We start from the raw sequence: 19,110 nt of genomic DNA on the forward strand, positions 1-19,110 counted from the left end.
ATATTTACGGATGATCGATCGTGACTGAATTTGTAATTAATGTTCAACCTTAAAATTAGACAGCCGAAAGCTGTTTAATAACCGACAATTTTTAATGTATTTATCAACCACAATTTGTCCGGGAACACAAGAATATGGTATAGTGGTACAACAAGTTTTTAAAACTATGGGTACAATGAGTAATCCTTACCGGCTCGTAGTACTTTCCGGACAGATTTCTAAAGTTTTTATGGTAATCTTTTTTGATGTATAAAAAGACCGCAATTATGAAACTTAATCAAATTTTAAAAGTCAATGCGGTAGCCATTGCTGCCGTGATATTCTCAGGGGCGGTGATGTCCTTTAAAGTGGCAGAGAAAAAAGCGGCTACAACGTATTTCTATAACAACTCGAGTATTGCCTCCGGAGCATTTTCTAATCCCTCACACTGGCAAACCACCAATCTTTCAGGGTGTGAAGATGAGGGAGAAAGACCTTGTAGTATTGTGGTTCCCGACGGGCAAACCCTGAATGATGTTTTGGATGGAAAAAGCAATGCGCAGGTTTTATCCATGAGTTCTGGTCGCAAGCCATAATTATTGTTGACAATAAATGAGGAATAAATTGAAGGCTGGCACTTGCCAGCCTTCTTTTATAGATCTTATTCTATTGCTTTCGTCTTTATCTTGGATTCTGAGGCATTCCGCTTAGCGTTATAATTTCTTCCGGGATGGCTATTGCATACCGAAGGTCATTCGGAGGCAACGTATAAGTTTGTCCTTTGACCGTTCTTGTTAACGTAATATTGGCCCCGTCCCGGTTATACCTCTTAAGATCTGCCCAGCGAATTCCCCTGAACAAGAGTTCCTTGCATCTTTCATTTTTAATGATCGCTAAGGCCTCTTGCTTTGAGCCGGCTGTAAAAGGGATATAGGTTCCGGTTTTCCATCTTTTAATAAGGAGACTATTTAGTGTCATCATAGAATTTGTAATGTCGTCTGTTTGAGCATAGGATTCTGCTGCGATCAGGTACAATTCATCCACTGTAACACTTGTCATTTTCCCTGAGGAGCCTCCGGTATAATTGCCCTTAAAAGAAATATCACCGTTAGCATTTACTGTGAAATAAGCGGACTTTCTGATGTCATTAGAATGATAACTCTGATACAGCGTATCAGTCACTTTAGCTGCTGCAAAGCGTACGGGTGCTGAAATCCTCATAGTTGTCCGCAGCAAAACTTCAACATTCATATTTTTGATGGGGTATGATTCTGTTACGTTCAGTGTATTGAAATCCAAGAGCGTATTTTGATAGCTCAACGCCTGCAAGGCATAGGCTAGGGATTTCTGATAATCGCCCATAAATAGATAAGTCCTTGCAAGGTATGCTAATGCCGTAATTTTAGATGGTCTGCTGGCAGCAACCTGTTTGACCGGCAAAAGATCCACAGCTTCATGCAGGTCTTTCAGGACCTGATCATAGGTTTGTTTCACTGTAGAACGCTGGGAGGGAATATTCATATCCGGATCCAAACGCAGCGGAAGTCCCAAATCTGTTGAAGCTTTACTACTGCTATAGGCAGGACACCAGATCTGCGCTGCGTCCAGATACCGTATCGCTCTCATTGCCAATGCCTGTCCTCTTACGTTTTCGGCTCCCGGGATGGCGTAGGTGTCCAGGTTATTGAGAACAACATTGGAAATATAAATACCTCTGTAAGTATAATACCAATCATTGCCTACACCCTGGCTGGCGGATACATGATCTTTCTGCCATGTATACAGGCTCTTATCCTCCTGATATTCCATAGCATCAAAATCGGCATCCGACAAATAGAGCTCATCACAGGAAGCCAGTCCGCTGGATGCAAAATTGATGACCACATCAGAAAGGCGGTCCATCAATGCCTGATTATCTTCAAGGCTCACAGCCACGGCCAGTGTCGAATCAGACTTTTCATCTAAAAAGCGGTTACAGCTTGTCGATATCATTAATACAGATAATAATCCTAATGTTATTTTAAATGACTTTTTCATAGTATAATAAGTAATGTTAGATCAGAAGTTTTAGAAATTGGCGCGTAATCCGATGGTATACACGGAAGGTGGTTTTAATCCGTTGCCACCGAGATTAAAATCCGGATCGATTCCACTTTTATTGGCTTTCCACAACAAACCAAGATCACTAAGGTTTATAAACAAACTGAGATCTTTGAACATTGTCGATCGTAAAAAATTTTCACTGAAACGATAGTTGAGATTGATGTATTGCAGACGGATATGGTCAGCCTTTTCTACCAGTACGCTTGAACCACTGTAAAAGGCATCCCTGTTGGCGTTGCTTTGTAACGTATTGGACGGAACATCCGTGAACGCTTCATCACCCTCTTTCTGCCAGCGGTTTTCAAAATCGCTATGTCCTGTCCAGCTCCTGTATAAGTTGGTATAGTTAATAGAACTCCTTCTGAAATAGTATCCCAATTTAAATACAATACCGATATCGAGACTAAAATTCTGATAGCCCACAGAGTTGATGAATGAGCCATATGCCGTTGGTAAAGCGGAACCAAAGAACACCAGATCATTGACCGATGTTCCTGCACCGGTAAGAGCTGAATAGTCATTGCTTACTGCGCCATTAAGATAACCTCTGGGGTCTCCCGTTTTGGGGTCCAGTCCTGCCCATTGGTAAGCAAAGATGGAATACACCGGTTTTCCTTCAATTCCTGAAATCGGCACAGAAGACCCATTGCCGATAAATTGATTGGCCATTGGGTTCAGCAGGTAATATTTTGAGATCTTATCGTGGTAAATGCTGAAGTTGAGAATCGTGTTCCATTGAATGACCTTATCAATGTTGAACGTTTTCAGAACTATATCCATCCCTTTTCCTTTGATCTCTGCCACATTGGAACGCATATAATCAATACCGGTGGTATAGTCCATCTGCGCAGGGCCAAAGAGATTGGTTCCTTTCTTGGTAAAATATTCCACGGAGCCGCTGATCCTGTTGTTCCGGGATGAAAAGTCGAGGCCTATGTTAACCATACGTGAGGTTTCCCATCGAAGGTTTGGATTGTAATAATTGTCGATTCGGGCCATTGGTGTTCCTGTATAAACTGAGTTATCCAGATCGTAGGCAATTGTACTTACGGCCACCATTGCAGGGTCAATATTTCCATTATACCCGAAAGAGCCTCTAAGCTTCAGGCTAGGAAGCCAGACTATCCTATAGAAATTTTCTTTTGAAATATCCCATAAAGTACCGACTGACCAGAAAGGATTCCACTGGTCATTCGTTTTAAGCCCGAACAGGTTGCTGGCATCCCTTCGGAAACTTGCGGAAATCGTATATCTGTTATCGTAAGTATAGGCTGCATTGGCATAAAGGGAGACAAAACGGGTGGTGCGTTTTCCCAAAGACTGGTTTCGCTGTATGAAATCAGTGCTGCCTGTGGGAAGCAGCGGGTATTGATGGGCATAATCTACGGCGCCGGAGGTCATCCGTTCCTCATCAAATCCATAATAGCGGTTGTAATGGTAGGTCCTGACGGCATCACGGCTTTCACCTCCTGTTATGGTGGAGATGTTATGCCTGTTCCATTGCCCGTTGTAGCTGAGCTGCCCTCTGATGTTGTTGATGGTGGTTAGAGAAGAGGATTGGTCTAAAATACCTCCTTTGGGAACAATGAACGTTACATTGCCGTTATTGATCTGCGCAAAACTATTGACGTAGTTCCTCGCATAGTAACTCCGGGCATTATGCAGATTATCAGAATTGTCATTCAAACGTTGATGCTGGTATTTTACATCTGCTTCCAGTCCTTTCCATATTTTATAATTAATGCCAGCGTTTACCATTACTTCCGAGGCTTTGGTTTTTACCTGGTCGTTCTGCCAGTCCGTCAGAGGATAATAATTCCAGTCATTCAGCTTGCCCTTTTCAAAGCTGTCCTTGTAGTTTTGGTTATAATCTTTGTTCACGACAAGAGGACGGCCGTTCTCATCTGCCAGCTTCATATAGGGAACGAACGAGTTTCTTCCCATTATAATTCCACCATAAGCAGTACGCCCGCTTTTCGTAGTAGTTTCCGTATAATACAGGCTGCTGGTGAGCGATAATTTATTGACAGGTTTCCATACATTCTGGAAACGCAGGTTCATCCTGTTATAGTCTTCCCCTAAATTGCCGGTATTATCATCATACCCCAGTGCAGTGCTCCATAAAAATGCAGGAGCTCCCCCTGTGACGCCCACGTAGTATTGTCTTTTTTCCGAAGGCGTGTACATATAGCGGCGGAACTGTTCTTTGGCGTCAATACTGCTCAATTGCCGGATCTGACGATCAGCTTCATCGGAAGAGATCAATCCGTTTTTTGCTTTATTCAACAGATCGACTACAGGTGACAGGACTGGATGAGAGGAAGAGTTGATATCACTGTTATAAAAACCTTTTTGAAATAATCCTTTTTCAACCTCTATAAAATCGGAAGATGACATTGTTTTCAGATAGCCAAAATCCGGCTTGGGGCTATAGCTTGTATTGAAATTGAATTCCACTTTGACAGGCTGATTGAATTTCCCGGTTTTTGTAGTAATGACAATGACCCCATTGGCGGCTCTTGCGCCCCAGATACTGGCTGCTGAGGCATCCTTAAGTACAGTAATGCTTTCCACCATATTGGGATTGATGTTACTGATGTCGCCTTCATAGGGAAAATTATCGACCACGATCAGAGGGGATTTGGGGCCGTTGATGGTACTGAGCCCTCTGACCATCAGCTGGGGACTTCCGGAACGTCCCCGTTCCAGGAAAACACCTCCCGCAACATTGGCAAGCCTGTCGAGTATATTGGTACTCACCTGTTGGTTGAGCAGTTTATTATCCGTGAATGTAAATGAACCGGTAGCTCTTTCCTTGGGGATCTTCTGGTAACCGGTGGAGATATTCACTTCCTGAATGTCATTCACTTTGTGCGAAAGAACAATTCTCAGGGGTGTATCGAGCGGTAATGTAACATCAAGCGATACAGATCTGTAGCCGCTGTGCGAAATATTCAGGGTGATCTTTTCCCCACTTGCAGGAAGTTTGAAAAAGCCATTCTTATCAGTGATTATAACTGTTTTTGAGTTCAGAATATTGATCGTTGCTCCCGAAAGAGGAAGCGAATTCTCTTCAGTGATCACATAACCTGAAAGAGTATGCTGTGCCGTGAGTGACAACGTACAGCATAGCAATAGCGGGATGTATAGTTTCTTCATAGTTAAAAATTACAGTTTGAATAATTGTTTAGTTTTTTAGAGAGGCATAGGAAAGCTTCTCAATGACAGCTCCACTAAGTATATCCCAGAGCTAATTTTTTAGTTTATCCCTTATGATCAGCATATCAATTTCACGCTCTTCTTCCTGAAGGTCCAGGTCATATTTTGAAAGTGCTTTTCTGATAGAAGGTACATCCGAGATCGCTCCCATTGTCATGTCTACATTGCCTGTTATTCCTGTATCATCTACTATGGGTAAGGAAACCGCAGGAATGGCATTCAGGTTATTGACCAATTTATAGAGTGAAGCATTTTTTAAGGTCGTCTCTGTCATTGAGAATGAAAAACGCGTTGGGCCTCCTTTGGTATTTAGCTTATCGATGGATGATGTCCTCTTTAGTACCATACATCTAACCTTTCTTTTTTCGATGGTGGCCTTGTAATCTGCATACTCGCTGAGATTTCTCAGCATTAACGGATAGAGTGAATCTGCCTTGGATAGCGGAACAATGTACTCATAGCTGTAGAGATTGCCGTCTTCTACAGATCCGTCAGCCTTTTTGATGTAGTCCAGTAATGTTGGGTTTTGGACTTCAACAATTCTTCGTTTCTCGCTAAAAGATTCTTTACGCATCTGGAATATCTCATCGGCAAGCGCGGAAAAGATCTCGAGAAGGGACAGATTGGTAAACTCTCGTCCATATATCTGGTTACCCGATCTTCGAAAACCGGAGCCAAAGCCCATTCCTCGTATTCTTCCTTTGGCAAAAATGGAATAATTGATCATTGACAATCCTTTCTCACGATCAAAATCTTCGGAAAGCATCAGGGGTCTTTCCCTACTCATCTGGATGACGGTCTGAAGTCCGGAACTTTCTCCTCCCAAGACCTTACTGATGGTATTTTCATTGACCTGCGCACCGTCTGTTGTGCTGAGCAGCTTTCCATCTTTGATCCATACAACATAGGGAACGCCCTGATGCGGAAACAAGGGATGAAAAAGCTGGTCTCCCGCTACGGAGACAACATTATTGAAACGCTGTCCGTTTTTGGAAGCAAAAAACTTTTCAAGAGTCTGGCGGTCCTGATTGCTTACGGCCAGAATTTTTACTTTATCTCCGAACTGTTCCTTAAGCTGCTCCATTTTGGGAAACGCCTTCAGGCAGGCACTGCACCAGGTGTTCCAGAAGTCCAGGAGAATGAGTTTATTCTTATCGTCAGAAAGATTTAAGGTTTTTTGAGGATGGTTGACTACCTGAAAAGAAGTTGTCCAGAAGCTATCGGGAAGAGGTTCTCCGACTTTAACAGATTTACTCTGGGCAAAGGATGTGATAGCCGCCACAAAGGTAAAAACAAGGGACAGGATTCCCCTGCAAAAGATATTTTTCATACTTTTGAATAGGTTTTTAATGATTATTAATAACTGATTATGCTCTTTCCGTTTGGTCGCCAAACTCTTGCGGAAAGGGCTTTTTTATTGTTCTTTGAGGTTGATTAATTTTTATTGTCTGTTTCTTGATTTGATAGTTTTATAGACCGTATCGACGGAAGCTTCACCAGTGCAGAAAACTCCCTGCCGATACAGGTCAAAATTTAATATGAATGAAATTTACTAATTGTGTGAGCTATAAAGCTCCAATGGATTTGCTGCCATTGTATCCTTCCTAATCTATACTTTATAGTAAAAGCAGCTTAGAAAATGTAGAGATAGCGAACTGCATAGGAAAATAAAAACGGCGTGGTACTCTACAATATCCGAACAGAGGTACTGCCATACCCATAGCAACAGATAGAGAGAGCCCACGCCGCGGACGTGAGCTTTCAACTTATCATCCCGTTGCTATTTGAAAATTGGCAGTTTTCTGGAACGAGATTCTAAGTAATAGCTTCGCGAACATTACATCGAAAGGTGTAATGTTTTTTGTTATACAAACGGAAAGTTATAGCTTATTAAAGATTATCTAAATAGATTTATAGTGTATATTTGAAATTGGTATCAATAATCTAAAATTGATAAGAGTTACTTAAAACTGTTACCCTATAAACTTAAAGAATGAATTATTTTAGTTTTAACCCTTTTGGAAATAAATCGTTAACTGTAAGCTTTGATTGTGATAGCTGTGGTATGAAAGTTAAAAGTGAAGATATTTTTATTCCTGCCCCAAATTATGCTGCAGATAAGGCAAGCGATAGCCAGGTAGAAGAAGAAGGTTTTGCCATATGTGACTGTGGTAAAGAGTTCCCAATTTCAATCTATGTAACATACGCTGGTGGTGATGGTCACGTAGATAACTTAAATAAAGGCGCAAACATTGAGGTGGAAGAAATTTCTGATTATGAATTGGAAGCAATATTAAGTAATACCGACTTTTATGATAATTTCGAAGACGAAATCCTAAAAATAAAGGAATTAAATGACTTTAATATAACGACAGAAGAAGATAGCAAGATCGAGCGGGACTTTTTCATTTCTGCATATGGAGTGATTTTACCTGATGAATTGATCTATACATTAAGAAATCTGTTATACATAAATGTAATTACTTGTCTGGAAACCTACTTGTCAAGCGCATACATAAACACCGTTATTTCTACACCAGATCATTTGAAAAGATTTTATGAGAACTACAAAGATTTTCAAAAGGAAAGAATACCGATGTCCCAACTCTATGATCTGAAGGACAAAGTTGAAGATAAGGCAAAAGAGGCAATGTATAAAGTTGTTTACCATAATTTAGATAAGGTCAAGCCAATGTACAAAGATACTTTGAACATCGAGTTCCCTAATTTTGCGAAAATAGCGCGGGCAATTGAAATTAGGCATGATATTGTACATAGAAACGGTAAAACAAAAGAAGGAGAATATATTACAATAAGTAAAGATGATATCGGTGACCTCATATCTGAGGTAGAAGATTTCGTTAATGAAATAGAAAGACAGATAAAGGAAATGTAACTATCTCAATAATAATTATAACGATGATTTTTCTAATCCTAAAAATGAATTAGAATCAGAGATTTCGTATTATATTTTTTAATATCTTCTAGGCAGAGTTGGAACAAAAATATTTATCCATATTGAAAATTTTCAATCAGTTTTTATTGATTGCTTAGCAACAATGTTGGCTATTCACAAGAAGGATAGAAATATTTGATAGAACTAATCAAACGATTCATTATAAAGATCATTATCAAACAATTCAAAAATGATTTGTCATTAGATTACTGGGAGGATAAAGTAATCAATTCAAAAAAAATTGTGATGGACAGAAAATAAAAAAATTTGATCTTGAAAAGTTAGAACAGTTAGCAGAAACTTTTTTAAAGTAATTATTAAGTCCTAAGTTTTAGTTTTTAGTATTAATAAAGATTTGTTAAACATTTTATTACTATTTTAAATCCCACGATATTGATTTATACTGGTTTGTCCGTACGAAAATTCTAAGCGGTAGCCTCGCGAACATTACATCTAAAGATGCAATGTTTTTTTGTTTTTATTATCTACTTCTTTATAGAACGTTTGAAACAGTTGAAATAGATTCTTGCTTTTTTTGCTCTAAATTTAATATGAACGCAACATTGTGGACCTGAAATCATATACAATCTTTAGCTTAAAAATAATTAAAATCAAAAAAAGAGAAAAAAAATGTTTAAAAAATTGTATATTCGTTTGATAACCAATCGACTGAGCTATGAAAACTAAAATTTTATTTTTTGCAGGCATTTTTATTTCACAACTACACTTCTCTCAGCAATTAAAAAATATATTGGAGGGATATACAATTAGTAAAATACCCACAAATCATTCGATTGTTGGTGCAAAATGGGTTACTAATTTAGGTGCCACGACAGATGGACTTCCTGAAAACCAATTAATTATTTCTCAATCATTAAATAATTTAGCGCTGGATACAGAAAATACTGGAAGTTTATCATTGGGATTACTATCTAGTCTCGGGTTAGGAGGTTATTCTTCAAACGATTTAAAAGTTGTCTTTAATAAACTTGAGGTATACACAGTAAAAGATTTATATAAATTACCATTAGTAGAAGGCGAAAAAATGGTTTTCTCCTCACTGAATGCTGCAGCATTTGATCTCATATTTAATGATAATATTTCTGCTAGTATTATGGCAAAATTACCAAAAAACACTCTTGAAATTGAAGGAGAAGTTGATTACGGGAATAAGAAAAGAATTAGTGTCAATGGTACTAATTTGTTTGTAGCTCACAAAATTGTTACAATTGATAAAATTAAAACAAAAACAAAAACCAAAAGCTTTCGGGAAGCTTTTGAGATAAAGGATTTAGCTGGATATGATTTTGTATTTAACTCTAATGAGCTTGTTCGCAAATCGATAATTGAAGCTGTATCCACCGAAGGATTAGAACAACTGAGTAATTTTAAATATCTGGATAATTTTATTGTAAAATACTCTAAACGTTTTCCAATTAAAGTAAACATTACAAACACATCGAAAGGAAATTTAGGAGTAGGAATGTTTAATGAAATTAAAGAAATCTGCTATTGCGAATTAAATAACGGAGATAAACATATTTATCCTATTACGGTTGTGAATGTCGGTGATCAGGTGACATATGATTATTTCCAAGTAGATCATTTTTGGATAACATATTCTATGTTTCCAGGTGTGACTAAGGACAATATGCCTGTTGGAATCGTAAGTACAGACAAAAATAGTAAGTTAAGTCTTATCTCTAAGACATACTATATATCAAAAGCCTTAGAATAGATGGTATTAACTTTAAAATCTAACATTGGAATTTTAATTTAATACAATAAAATGTCAACTTTTGGTTCAACACTAACCGATAGGTTGCGAACATTAATCAGAATATTTTAGCAAATGTTAGTAAAAAAATATGATTGATGAAATTTGAAGATTTTAAGAATATAATGTCTGAACCTAGATTAAATAGGTATTTATTAGCTGTTAGCGAGAATACAAAAAAGGCAATGACATCGTAAAAATCTGAAGCTTTCACAGGAGATGTTTACCGTTGTAAGCTGTTTTGAAGTTGCTCTACGAAATGCAATAGACAAACATTATTCAAATCTTTTCGGTATGCAATGGTTAAATGATTTTTGTTTAATAGGAGGAAGATTTGATACGCACCAATCAAGAACTACTAAAAATATTATTATACCAGCCAAAAATAAGTTGAACTCTTCATATACGCATCCCAAATTAGTTACAGAGCTTGATTTCGGATTATGGAGATATTTGTTTGCACAACCACAATTTAGAGTAGCTGGACAAAGCTTATTGCAAATTTTTCCTTCAAAACCTGCCAGTACACCGACAATTCAGTACAATCATACTTATATGTTCAATGAACTTGCAAAAGTCAATGATTTACGGAATAGAATTGCACATCACGAACCTATTTGTTTCCTTTCTAATAATCCTGTAATTGATACTTGTATAAGACAAGATTATAATTTAATACTACAGTTTTTCCGCTGGATGAAAATCAATGAGGCAGAATTACTATATGGACTCGATATATTATTAATGTATGTAATGAGATCGATAATATTTAATGAAATAATGAATAACCGAATTTTATGAAAATACTAATTGATAGTACTGCGTACAAACAAGACAAAACACATATGCCTATACACAATATTTTAATTGGGAAGCTAATGCGTTTTAATTCAATCAACATAAGATTGTTTAAGAATTAGCTTTTTAAATTACATTCTAATATAAGATTTATACCTTTATACTGGATTCTCATGCCTATTTGAGTTTTTATGGTTATTAGTTTTATCCTCGTTAATATGGAGATTTTTTTGAAATAATAGGACTATTAAAAATTACATCTTATCTGTATTGAAAAAATCAATTTCTAAAAATAAAATCGTTAATTTAGTTAACTATTTTCATGTTGTATTTCCCATTAAATACAGAACATTGATAAATAGGTAACTAAAAACTAATACATGACTAAACTTTATATCATTGGGAATGGATTTGATAGATATCATGATCTTCCGACCAATTATAGTGATTTCCACATATTTGTTAATAAAACTAATCATGATTTAGAAAACACTTTTGAAGAGTACTTTACATTTAATGTAAAACAAAGTTCAAATAATCAGTATTTATGGACAAACTTTGAGTATGATCTAAGTACCTTTAATTCGAAAGCGTTCTTCGATGATATAAATCAGATTGATATTCTTGATGAAAATTTTAAACCAAGCTATTTGTTTGCTCTTGAAGATGATTTGGAACAAGAGACTGAAATATTACTTAATAAAATCAGAGATGCATTTGAAAACTGGTTGACTGATTTAAATCTGGAATCAGCTGAAAAAAAACTTGATTTAGAAGAAAATTCACTGTTCTTAAGCTTTAATTATACAATGACGTTAGAGGAAGTCTATCAAATCTCAAGTGAAAAAATACTTCATATACATGGAGATGTTGAAAATGATCAGGGAAGCATGATATTTGGACACAATAAAACCGTAAAAAAACAACCTCTTTTTGACGAAAATAGTGAAAGCACGAGAACCCCATTTTCTGATTCAGAAGCCAATGCTCAACAAACTTTTTTTGCACTGCAAAAACCTGTAAAAGATACTATCCGTAATAACCACAGTTTCTTTAAAAGTCTCAGTAAAATCAATGACATCATAGTACTAGGCCATTCTCTTAATTCTATTGATATGCCCTATTTTAAAATGATAAAAAAATATAGCAATGAAGCAGCAAAATGGAAGATAAGCTATTATAGCAATGACGAAAAAGCCAGGCATTTAAAAAGTCTCCGAAAAATTGGAATACAAGAAAGTAGAATAGAATTTTTTAAGATGTCTGATTACGATTTGCTTTAGCAATTATTAAAGTTATCAATTATTATGGAATATAGTTTTAGAGAAAAAGATTACAAGGTTTCCAGATTTAAAACCTTCCTGACAAATCAAATAAAAACAAAATCACTTGAAACAGTTTTTAATTTTCTAGGCGAGTTCATTGAGCAAAATGATTTTGAGTTCAGTGATTTATTGTCAATTCTAGACAGATACATTGATTATTCAAAAAAAATAGGTCTTGAGAACGCAAATCTGTTTGCTTTTGTTGATAGTAAGATCAAAAAGCTATCTGATTCTAACAACCCCGAAATACTGTTATCTGTATCCAGTTTACATCACAAAATTGAATCTAAATATGCATTGAATTTCATTGAAGATAATCTTGATAAAATACCTAACAACACTAAAGAAAAAGTGTTAGTGCTACTTTTCAAAGCAGACATACTCTTAAAAAATAAAGAATTTGACAAAGCTTTTTCAATACTAAGAGATTGTTCAAATCAATCTTATGGCTTATACATATATGATTCTTTAGAATTGAAAAGAACAATTTTTGAAAAAATGGCCTTTATTGGTGAATTGCAGGGCCAAAGTGATGTCGCAATAAACTTCTACATATATCACTGTGCATTTCAGGCGAGCTTGGAATTCTTACATTTTCCTTACTTAGAACAGTATCGTAATTTTAGACTACCATACTCAATCGTGGAAAATCCCGAGCAGGAAGTTATTTCAATCGATAAACATTTAAAAGAAAAAAATATAGACATTCATTTATTTAATGCTTTCTTACAGAATTTTTATTATACTGAAATTCCAAAAGCTTTCAAACTGGAACATATTAATATCAAAACTTTTATGGTCACAGAATTACCTGTAAAAGAATTGACTTACTATACATATTACATTTCAAATCTTTCTGTCAATGAACTAGTTTCGACAATAGAATTTTTAATCTCACAGAAAATAAAGAATTTATAAAAGCATTATGAATATGGATAATTATCCTCCTATAATCTATAAATATAGAGACTGGAATAATAAATTTCACAAAAAAATATTAACTGATGGTGAAGTGTATTTATCATCACCGATGCATTTTAACGATCCATTTGATTTCGGTATTGTACAAAATTTCTTAACGCTGGGCACTCCAGAAAAAATTGAAAGATACGTTGATGAAGGAATGATTAAACATAAACAATATCTTTTAAGTAGGGGTTATGATTTAGCGAAGGAAAGAGACTTTCAAATAAAAAGACTTCAAAATTTAGACGAGTATCAAAAAGAATATGAAAAATTAAATGCTGAAGCAGTTAATAAAAGTTATGGTGTTTTATCTCTATCAGGAAGATGGGATTCTATTTTAATGTGGTCTCATTATGCTGATTTTCATAAAGGCTTTAATATTGGCTACAATGAGTCCAAAATGAGAAACTCAGGACTATTTGGAAAAGGTGGACCAGTTATATATTCTGACGAGTATCCCCATATCGATGCATTTGCAAGGCACACTATTGAATCATCTTTTCAGCAGACACATTACAAGTCACTAGAATGGGCATATGAAGAGGAATATAGACTTTCAAAATTATTTTTTCCCAAACCTCCAACCGAGGCCGATAGAACTGTAAAAGTTCCATTTGAGTTTGTAGAAGAAATAAACCTTGGAATTAAAATACCAGAAACAGATAAAGCTGATATTTTAAAACTTGCTGACCATCTGAATATAAAAGTTTTTCAAACGGAAAAAGTTCCATTTAAATTTAAACTTGCAAGGAATCGCATTTTGTAAATGTAAAATTTATCAACTAAGAAAATAATATATTATGATAGAGTTAAACGATGACTACGAGGACTTAGAGGATTTTTTTGAAATGTACGGAATCTCTACAGCTAGTCCTGGATTTTATGACGACTTGAATTTTACTAGGTTAGAGCAAATGATACCCAATTTTTTAGAATATTATGCTGCTTTTGTACTCAAAAAGTCTTTTAGTCCTGATTATCTACAAGAATCTGAAGAAAAGATTTTTAAAATTTCTAAAATACTTCACAAAGAATTAATTAGGGATGGTCGACAAGGTGCATGTATTGATTTGTCGCTGGTTTTGAGTAGAATTTTGGATTTAGAAAATGTTTGGAATTACATAACTAAAGGAAGTGTTACTATTGAATTTCCTCCTGATTCAAATATCAGTAAAAAGTACTTTTGGTCTGTATATTACGGACAATTTAAAGCAGGTCATGTATGGGTTGTAGCACCTCCGTTCAAAATAGTCGACTTAACAATTCATCAACAGCCTTACAAAATGAATGAAGAAAAATATATTCCAGACATAATTTTACAGAAGGAGGCAAGTATTTCTGATATGCAGTTATCAGATATAATTTCTCCAGAAGTTATGCAGCAGCTAAATATCAAAGCAGGTAGAGATCATTTAAAGATATTAAATAGTATTAATCCTCGATTGATCCCATTCTATGATTTTTTTGAAGTTGATAATTTTATTTCAGGCGAAACTAAATTTAAATATACTCCATTTGGGATTACAGCTTCCGACCAACCGCTGAAAAATATAACATCACTGAAATTAAATGGGATCTATGGTTTGGAAATATATAATGATCTTATTAAGGGTAAATTATAATCCATACAATTTGATAATATTCCATTGATTACAAGCTATGTTTCAAAATTTAGCCATTTACGGTTAAATGTAAAGCTCTGCACACTCTAATTAATACTTTTAATTTTACAAACTTTATGAATCGTTAAACCAACTCATTAAACAATGAACGAATTTAAACTAATAGCCCTACGACCTTTAGAAGGTTGTGACAAAAATTATAAAAAGATTCTACATGAAAATGAAACTTATGTTTTTTATAACGAATATGACTTTTCAAGATACAATACGAAAAGGCGTGAAATTAGCATAAAAAAAATACACTCTCCTGATTTATATTCGTTTACGAACGGCCTAAAAAAAGAAATTAAGCTGAATATTAGTGCAATTGTAGGACAGAATGGCTCGGGCAAAAGTAGTTTAGTAGAATTATTCTATGTGTCCTGTTATAACATATCAGTTATAAATCATGTTCTATACGACGAAGAAGATCAAAGACTATTGGGGGCTGATGATATTGTAAAAGATATTAATATTGAAATTTTTTATCAATTGAACAATAATGTTTACATGATAAATATGATTGGAAATAAGATTAGAAACTATGTTTTACAAGATAATATCTTCATGATATCAAAAGACAAATTTAAATTAGATAGCTTTTTTTATACCGTCGCAATTAATTATTCGCTTCATTCTCTAAATTCAGAAGTTTTAGGTAATTGGGTCCGAAAAATATTTCATAAAAATGATGGATACCAAACACCTATTGTTTTAAATCCATATCGACACAAAGGGATAATTGATATTAATAATGAAGAGTATCTGGTCAAATCCCGGCTGATCTCTAATATTTTAGGAAGGATAGATTCAAGAGTCAAACCTGAAGAAACTCTGCGAAATATTTTAGATAGTAAAACAGCATATCGTCTCAGAGTGGAAATAAATCGAGACAAATTTCAGTATGAAAACTCTAAACCAATATTTCCTATTACTGAAACAATTGGCAAAACTATTTTGCCGTTGGTTTATAAATATTTTTTGAAAGATGAAAATTTTGAACCTAAAAATACTTTGCTCAACAGATATGCTAAAGAATATATTCTTTACAAGTTACAAAGCATTTGTTCTAAATATCAACCTTATAAAAAACTTTTTAGATCTTTTACTGATAATATTGGACAAGCAAATGACTATCTGAGAATGTTATCCGAAGAAAATAGCCATGTCACTTTAAAATTAATTCAAGCCATAAATTTCTTAAGAAATGAATTATATTTTGATCGTAAAGAATCTTTTGATCTTACAGTTGCATATCTATCAACTCAACTTGATAAGCAAATCAAAACAAAAGATCAAAAACTGATAGATATTCTTCCACCAGCATTTTTCAAGGTTGATATTGAATTTAAAGATTCTGATTCATTTAGCCACCTAAGTTCTGGTGAGAAGCAACGAGTTTACAGTCTTGCAACATTAATATATCATATTAATAACTTAAGCTCAACAAATGCGAAGATTGTAAATAACAAGTACAATAATGTAAACGTAATTTTTGACGAGCTAGAGCTTTATTTTCATCCTGAGCTACAGAGAAACTTAATAAATGACATTATTGAAAACGTCAAGAAAATTAATCTAAATGAAATCAATTCCATCAATATTCTTTTGATTACTCACTCTCCTTTTATTTTATCAGATATCCCTAACGAGAATATATTGTTTTTGTCAAATTTAGGAGCTGCTGATCAAACTCCTAGAAATACAAAAACTTTCGGTGGAAATATTCACGAATTGTTAGGTAATAGTTTTTTTCTTCGAAATGGATTTGTGGGGGAATATGCGAAGAATAGAATACAAGGAATTATCGACATTTTAATTGATAGTGATAATAAAAAGAAAAGCAAACTTGATAAAAATTCTATTTGGAATGAGATTCAAATTATAGGTGAGCCATTTTTAAAGCAGAAGATCGAGGAAATGTTTTATCTAAAATTTGACAAAGAACTTAAAATATCAGAGCTTAGAGAAGAAATTAAAAGACTGGAAAATGGTTAAATTAAAGAAAAATACTAACGGTGCACAAGAGCATATGGTAATTGCTTCGTCATTAATTAGGAAGCGTATTAATTCAGTAATAAGTAAGGGATCAATTGGAAGAGATAAAGTTATAGCCCTAACAAATGATGTTAAAAACTTTTTAGAAAATCTCCTTATTGGAGACAAGTTAGAAAATTTAATTTTAACTCAACCGGAAGATTTAACTTCTTTAATAAGAGGAATATCAATTAATTACCCCAATTTTATAAATCCAAATTCTGATGAAAATTTACTACTTAGAAATGTTTTCGTCGTACACGGATATAATCACGATGATTTTGATAAATTAGAATTTATTAAGCGGATTAATGTTGATACATGTCCTTACTGTAATAGATCATATATATATTATTTATCAAGAGTAGGAAAAATAAAACCGCAAATAGATCATTTTTATCCTACAAATCTATATCCATTTTTAGCACTTACATTCTACAATCTTATCCCATCCTGTCAAACGTGCAATGGATTTGGTGCAAAAGAAGGTAATTGTCCCATTTTACATGATATGATCAATCCATATTTGATCGAAAATGAAGATTTTGAATTCACTTACAAAATAAAGCATATTAATTTTTTAAATCCCTTAATGGATAAAAACAGTGTTGAACTTTTGATGCGTCGTAAAATAGATGGCAATACTAAAATTTTAAAGTTAGATCAACTTTACCAACAACATTCTGACCATTTACTTGAACTGATCATTAAAAGTAAGGTTTCTTACTCTGACAAGTATCGAACATATTTAAAGTCCTATGCTGGTCTAAAATTTAATAATTCTGAAATTGATCGTATGATTTTAGGCAATTATTCTGAGGAAGATGATATTCATAAAAGACCTTTATCCAAGCTGTATCAGGATATTGGATTATCATTAGGACTCATTAAAAGGTCAACGCAATAAATCTTAAATTTAAAATTAAACGGAAGTAGGTGGCTGGTGGATGATAAATACGAATGAAAATGTACGAATTAGTTTATTAATCTGAATTAGTCAATACTTAATCTGACAGTTATAATCAAATTAGTATTGACTAAATTCAACACTAATATCCCTATTATTTAGTTTTAAGACTATCCCTCAAAACCGCCATATCATCGCTCACTTTCTTATCCAGAATCTTTGCATAATGCTGAGTAGTTTTAATATTCGTATGACCCAGCATTTTACTCACACTTTCAATAGGAACGCCATTGGACAAGGTAACAGTAGTAGCAAATGTATGCCTTGCAATATGAAACGTCAGATCCTTATTGATTCCACAAACGCTTGCAATTTCTTTGAGATAAGAATTCATTTTCTGATTGCTCAGAACCGGAAAAAGCACATCTGCGTTGACACATTGTGGATGATTCTCATACTTTAAAACCACTTCCTGAGCCACAGGCAATAGCGGAACTCTGGTTGAGGTATCGGTCTTTTGACGATGGGTAAAAATCCACTGGTCACCATCAATCCCGACGTTGATGTTAGACTTAGACAATTGCTTGACATCCACATAAGCCAGACCTGTATAGCAGCTGAATAGAAAGATGTCACGAACTTTGTTCAATCGGTCAGATGCAAATTTCTTTTCATAGATCATCTGAATCTCTTCTTTGGTAAGATAAGGACGCTCCACAGCTTTTATTTTTGCTTTGTAACCAAGAAAAGGATCTTTGGTAATCCAGCCGTTCGCCATACATAATCGCATAATCTTTTTGAAATTTTTGAGGTATTTCACAGCGGTATTATTTCCACATTTTCTTACACTGCGCAGCCAGAAATCATAATCACTGATAAAACCGTGATCGATTTGCGTGATATCAATATCAGAAACTTTGTATTTCCAACTAATGAATTCCTGGGTATGCTTTAAAGATGTTTTATAACGTTCTAATGTACCGGGAGCAAAATCCTGACCGACCAAAGCTTCCACTTTGTCATTATGCTCCTGAAAGATGGGAATGAGCATTCTTTGATCAATGTCAGTTCCAAGTAGTTTAGATTTTAAACTCTCTGCGGTTACAAAGTTTTCTTCTTTCAACATCAGGTAGTGGAAATCGTAAACTTTCTGTTCCAAAGTTTTAAGATAGAGATTCAGTGTTTTAGCTTCTTACGAATTACCCAATGCCTTGTGTGCTTTAACATCCCACTTCTTCGGATCGATATACCTTTTAGCGGCAATGTCTGCTGCCTTGCCGTCTATCGTAATTCGTAAGTAGATGGGAGCGGTTCCATTTGTTCTGATCTTATTCTTTTTGATAAAGAATAACAGGTTGAATGTTTTGTTCATTGTGTGATAA

At 34.6% G+C, this 19,110-nt stretch carries 16 protein-coding genes; 11 read left to right on the forward strand and 5 right to left on the reverse strand.

Annotated elements, in window-relative coordinates; all coding sequences use genetic code 11:
• Positions 1–94 precede the first annotated feature (94 nt).
• Together CLV73_RS18875 and CLV73_RS06570 are read left to right on the forward strand one after the other, a co-directional pair.
• Positions 95–253 (forward strand): hypothetical protein, encoded by a 159-nt coding sequence (locus tag CLV73_RS18875; RefSeq protein WP_157798736.1) that lies wholly within the window; start codon positions 95–97, stop codon positions 251–253.
• Between the two features lie 13 nt (positions 254–266).
• On the forward strand, positions 267–575 hold the full coding sequence (locus CLV73_RS06570; RefSeq protein ID WP_157798737.1) for a hypothetical protein: 309 nt from the start codon (positions 267–269) through the stop codon (positions 573–575).
• Positions 576–660: 85 nt separating this feature from the next.
• Here CLV73_RS06570 and CLV73_RS06575 read toward each other — a convergent pair whose 3' ends face one another.
• The 3 genes from CLV73_RS06575 to CLV73_RS06585 all read right to left on the reverse strand — a co-directional run bounded on the left by CLV73_RS06575 (position 661) and on the right by CLV73_RS06585 (position 6,631).
• Positions 661–2,016, reverse strand: coding sequence for a RagB/SusD family nutrient uptake outer membrane protein (locus tag CLV73_RS06575; RefSeq protein WP_100376048.1), 1,356 nt, complete (start codon positions 2,014–2,016; stop codon positions 661–663).
• A 30-nt stretch (positions 2,017–2,046) separates the two neighbouring features.
• Complete coding sequence (locus CLV73_RS06580) at positions 2,047–5,241, reverse strand: SusC/RagA family TonB-linked outer membrane protein (protein WP_100376049.1); 3,195 nt, start codon at positions 5,239–5,241, stop codon at positions 2,047–2,049.
• A 91-nt stretch (positions 5,242–5,332) separates the two neighbouring features.
• Positions 5,333–6,631 carry a TlpA family protein disulfide reductase gene (locus CLV73_RS06585; RefSeq protein ID WP_100376050.1) on the reverse strand — a complete coding sequence of 433 codons (1,299 nt, stop codon included), beginning with the start codon at positions 6,629–6,631 and terminating at the stop codon, positions 5,333–5,335.
• A gap of 663 nt (positions 6,632–7,294) precedes the next feature.
• Here CLV73_RS06585 and CLV73_RS06590 point away from each other — a divergent pair.
• From CLV73_RS06590 to CLV73_RS06630, 9 genes are all read left to right on the forward strand, one after another.
• Positions 7,295–8,197, forward strand: coding sequence for a HEPN domain-containing protein (locus CLV73_RS06590; protein ID WP_157798738.1), 903 nt, complete (start codon positions 7,295–7,297; stop codon positions 8,195–8,197).
• A gap of 736 nt (positions 8,198–8,933) precedes the next feature.
• Positions 8,934–9,995: a hypothetical protein gene (locus CLV73_RS06595; RefSeq protein WP_100376052.1), complete on the forward strand. Its 1,062-nt coding sequence runs from the start codon at positions 8,934–8,936 to the stop codon at positions 9,993–9,995.
• A 333-nt stretch (positions 9,996–10,328) separates the two neighbouring features.
• Entirely contained in the window at positions 10,329–10,835 is a 507-nt protein-coding gene (locus CLV73_RS06600) for a hypothetical protein (RefSeq protein ID WP_228424263.1), read from the forward strand.
• Between the two features lie 377 nt (positions 10,836–11,212).
• Positions 11,213–12,115, forward strand: coding sequence for a bacteriophage abortive infection AbiH family protein (locus CLV73_RS06605; protein WP_100376053.1), 903 nt, complete (start codon positions 11,213–11,215; stop codon positions 12,113–12,115).
• Between the two features lie 24 nt (positions 12,116–12,139).
• The gene (locus tag CLV73_RS06610) at positions 12,140–13,075 is read left to right on the forward strand and encodes a hypothetical protein (RefSeq protein WP_100376054.1); all 936 of its coding nucleotides are present in this window, start codon (positions 12,140–12,142) and stop codon (positions 13,073–13,075) included.
• Between the two features lie 13 nt (positions 13,076–13,088).
• On the forward strand, positions 13,089–13,889 hold the full coding sequence (locus CLV73_RS06615; protein ID WP_157798739.1) for a DUF2971 domain-containing protein: 801 nt from the start codon (positions 13,089–13,091) through the stop codon (positions 13,887–13,889).
• Positions 13,890–13,923: 34 nt separating this feature from the next.
• Positions 13,924–14,745 carry a hypothetical protein gene (locus CLV73_RS06620; RefSeq protein WP_100376056.1) on the forward strand — a complete coding sequence of 274 codons (822 nt, stop codon included), beginning with the start codon at positions 13,924–13,926 and terminating at the stop codon, positions 14,743–14,745.
• A 144-nt stretch (positions 14,746–14,889) separates the two neighbouring features.
• Positions 14,890–16,782, forward strand: a complete 1,893-nt coding sequence (locus CLV73_RS06625) for an AAA family ATPase (RefSeq protein WP_100376057.1) — start codon at positions 14,890–14,892, stop codon at positions 16,780–16,782.
• Positions 16,775–17,728: a hypothetical protein gene (locus CLV73_RS06630; RefSeq protein ID WP_157798740.1), complete on the forward strand. Its 954-nt coding sequence runs from the start codon at positions 16,775–16,777 to the stop codon at positions 17,726–17,728. Before CLV73_RS06625 ends, CLV73_RS06630 begins: the two co-directional genes overlap by 8 nt.
• 154 nt (positions 17,729–17,882) lie before the next feature.
• Here CLV73_RS06630 and CLV73_RS06635 read toward each other — a convergent pair whose 3' ends face one another.
• Together CLV73_RS06635 and CLV73_RS19195 are read right to left on the reverse strand one after the other, a co-directional pair.
• Entirely contained in the window at positions 17,883–18,887 is a 1,005-nt protein-coding gene (locus CLV73_RS06635; protein WP_317044604.1) for a site-specific integrase, read from the reverse strand.
• A gap of 33 nt (positions 18,888–18,920) precedes the next feature.
• Positions 18,921–19,100, reverse strand: a complete 180-nt coding sequence (locus CLV73_RS19195; protein WP_317044605.1) for an Arm DNA-binding domain-containing protein — start codon at positions 19,098–19,100, stop codon at positions 18,921–18,923.
• Positions 19,101–19,110: the final 10 nt, after the last annotated feature.

Source organism: Chryseobacterium geocarposphaerae (assembly GCF_002797535.1).
Classification (GTDB): Bacteria; Bacteroidota; Bacteroidia; order Flavobacteriales; family Weeksellaceae; genus Chryseobacterium; species Chryseobacterium geocarposphaerae.

What these genes read in the sequence shown, in the direction of transcription:
- CLV73_RS18875 (WP_157798736.1), top strand. Translation starts at nt 95, where the DNA reads ATGTATTTATCAACCACAATTTGTCCGGGAACACAAGAATATGGTATA.
- CLV73_RS06595 (WP_100376052.1), top strand. Translation starts at nt 8,934, where the DNA reads ATGAAAACTAAAATTTTATTTTTTGCAGGCATTTTTATTTCACAACTA.
- CLV73_RS06630 (WP_157798740.1), top strand. Translation starts at nt 16,775, where the DNA reads ATGGTTAAATTAAAGAAAAATACTAACGGTGCACAAGAGCATATGGTA.
- CLV73_RS19195 (WP_317044605.1), bottom strand. Translation starts at nt 19,100, where the DNA reads ATGAACAAAACATTCAACCTGTTATTCTTTATCAAAAAGAATAAGATC.
- CLV73_RS06600 (WP_228424263.1), top strand. Translation starts at nt 10,329, where the DNA reads ATGCAATGGTTAAATGATTTTTGTTTAATAGGAGGAAGATTTGATACG.
- CLV73_RS06590 (WP_157798738.1), top strand. Translation starts at nt 7,295, where the DNA reads ATGAATTATTTTAGTTTTAACCCTTTTGGAAATAAATCGTTAACTGTA.
- CLV73_RS06610 (WP_100376054.1), top strand. Translation starts at nt 12,140, where the DNA reads ATGGAATATAGTTTTAGAGAAAAAGATTACAAGGTTTCCAGATTTAAA.
- CLV73_RS06580 (WP_100376049.1), bottom strand. Translation starts at nt 5,241, where the DNA reads ATGAAGAAACTATACATCCCGCTATTGCTATGCTGTACGTTGTCACTC.
- CLV73_RS06570 (WP_157798737.1), top strand. Translation starts at nt 267, where the DNA reads ATGAAACTTAATCAAATTTTAAAAGTCAATGCGGTAGCCATTGCTGCC.
- CLV73_RS06605 (WP_100376053.1), top strand. Translation starts at nt 11,213, where the DNA reads ATGACTAAACTTTATATCATTGGGAATGGATTTGATAGATATCATGAT.
- CLV73_RS06620 (WP_100376056.1), top strand. Translation starts at nt 13,924, where the DNA reads ATGATAGAGTTAAACGATGACTACGAGGACTTAGAGGATTTTTTTGAA.
- CLV73_RS06585 (WP_100376050.1), bottom strand. Translation starts at nt 6,631, where the DNA reads ATGAAAAATATCTTTTGCAGGGGAATCCTGTCCCTTGTTTTTACCTTT.
- CLV73_RS06615 (WP_157798739.1), top strand. Translation starts at nt 13,089, where the DNA reads ATGGATAATTATCCTCCTATAATCTATAAATATAGAGACTGGAATAAT.
- CLV73_RS06625 (WP_100376057.1), top strand. Translation starts at nt 14,890, where the DNA reads ATGAACGAATTTAAACTAATAGCCCTACGACCTTTAGAAGGTTGTGAC.
- CLV73_RS06575 (WP_100376048.1), bottom strand. Translation starts at nt 2,016, where the DNA reads ATGAAAAAGTCATTTAAAATAACATTAGGATTATTATCTGTATTAATG.